Raw genomic sequence first — 1,716 nt, 5'->3', positions numbered from 1 at the left:
CCGAACAGCTCCAGTCTATCCTCGGTGGAGAAGAACTCAGCTCAGGATGAGAGGCATCACTAAGTAGTGAATGATAGTCACGCTATCCAACTACGGTTTATCTATCGTAAATGCTGCGGTGGTCCTATCGGACCAAAATATAGGGGTATTACTGTTAGGTCGAACAGACACGAGAGTACGAGTAGACATTCATGCGACACCGAACCTATGATATTCTTCTCGTAGAACCTAAATCTGACAGTGTATCACGTTTTACTGATTCGTTTGAGACATCAGAGACTCCGAACAACGTAACTGTCGTTTCTACCGGTGATCAAGCACTCGACTACATTGATCAGCACGGTGATTATACAGATGCACCTCGCCCGGATCTTGTCCTCCTCGATTACCACCTTCCCGAAACGAGTGGTATCGAACTTCTCATCGAGCTCAAGGACAGACCAGAGTTACAGCATATCCCTGTACTTGTCTTGACATCGTCGGATGCAACAGAAGAGATTTCTCGGTCGTACGCACTCCACGCGAATGCCTGCCTGCAAAAGCCGGACTCGGCAGACGAGTTCGATCAGATGGTACAAGCGATCGAGGATTTCTGGCTCAACTCAGTCCATTTTCTCCCGAAAGAAAAGTAAGACGTCTTACTCGTTAATTGGATTGAATGCAGTTGATTCGTGCTCAGTATGCATCTGTAGTCACCACGAGAACTCCGAGGTTCTTCGACAGAATCGGCTCAATTTCTCCCTCGAGTACCACTACAAACTCGATTGCTGTTGGCTTTTGTCCGACAGGCAGGCATCACAGACATCATCAATCTCAAACAGCACGAGAACCGTGACGACATGAAGTCTGGCTCAGCCAAAAAGAAGTAGGGCGGTTTCTCAAGGCTACCGACGGAACCCAATAGCGAATCGCATTCGGTTTTTCTGCGCCTGAGAGGGCGAGGCGCACACTCGTGTGCCTCGAGGCCACGAATGAGTACAAATCGACCACCCCAGAGCAACTCGCATCGAGATCGACCGACAAACGAGTACACGAGCGACCGTAATCGAAGCTATCCAGGAGACGTTGCCCGACTGAACGGACATGAACTCGTCGCGATCGATGAATGGCTGCCAGGCGCGGAGCCAACACCGTACGAACTCAATCTCACTGATGGCTACGAGTATCGGACACGCTACTGGCGCTGCAGGAAGTGCAGCCAAGAGCGCAACCATCGCGACGAGTTCACCGTCCCCTGCGACAACCCCCAGCCACCGACCGCACTCGAGGCAGGTGGCTACTCGATCGACGACCCACGAACTCGCCGTGCACTGAACGAAAAGCTGGACGTCCGCTTTACGACAGTGGGCCCGATCTACGAAGTCGAGAGTGAGAGCGGGAACACCTACAAGGTCGATATCGAAGCAGCAACGTGTACCTGTCCCGATTTCGAGCAGCGTCAGCCAGATGATGGCTGCAAGCATCTTCGTCGTGTCGACCTCGAGATCCGCACGGGACTTGTCCCTGCGCCGGATGGCACGTTCAGTCGCTGACTGTCAAGAAATCTCGGCACTCGAGACGGTTTGTATCCCCTGAAAGGGGTGCGGGGGCTCGAAGGGAGTCCACCGTAGCAACCCATGAGACCATGCGTCTTTAGCTAAGTGACGAACCGCCAGACAGCAGTGGCTTATCGAGGCATCTTTTCGAGAGGATTGAGGAGGGGACAAGTGTGTCCAA

At 52.7% G+C, this 1,716-nt stretch carries 2 protein-coding genes; both read left to right on the top strand.

Annotated features, from left to right (window positions below; translation table 11 throughout):
- Positions 1-191: 191 nt before the first annotated feature.
- Positions 192-632 (top strand): response regulator, encoded by a 441-nt coding sequence (locus tag BSG09_RS20015; RefSeq protein WP_092936247.1) that lies wholly within the window; start codon positions 192-194, stop codon positions 630-632.
- A gap of 339 nt (positions 633-971) precedes the next feature.
- Positions 972-1,532, top strand: a complete 561-nt coding sequence (locus BSG09_RS20010; protein WP_092936245.1) for an SWIM zinc finger family protein — start codon at positions 972-974, stop codon at positions 1,530-1,532.
- The last annotated feature ends 184 nt before the right edge of the window (positions 1,533-1,716 follow it).

Source organism: Natrinema hispanicum, from assembly GCF_900111485.1.
In the GTDB taxonomy this organism is placed as follows: domain Archaea; phylum Halobacteriota; class Halobacteria; order Halobacteriales; family Natrialbaceae; genus Natrinema; species Natrinema hispanicum_A.
Note: the sequence above shows the minus strand (reverse complement) of the source record. Positions and strands in the feature narration are given on the sequence as shown.

Bases quoted from the DNA above. Each gene is read 5' to 3' on its own strand.
- BSG09_RS20015 (WP_092936247.1), top strand. From the start codon at position 192: ATGCGACACCGAACCTATGATATTCTTCTCGTAGAACCTAAATCTGAC.
- BSG09_RS20010 (WP_092936245.1), top strand. From the start codon at position 972: ATGAGTACAAATCGACCACCCCAGAGCAACTCGCATCGAGATCGACCG.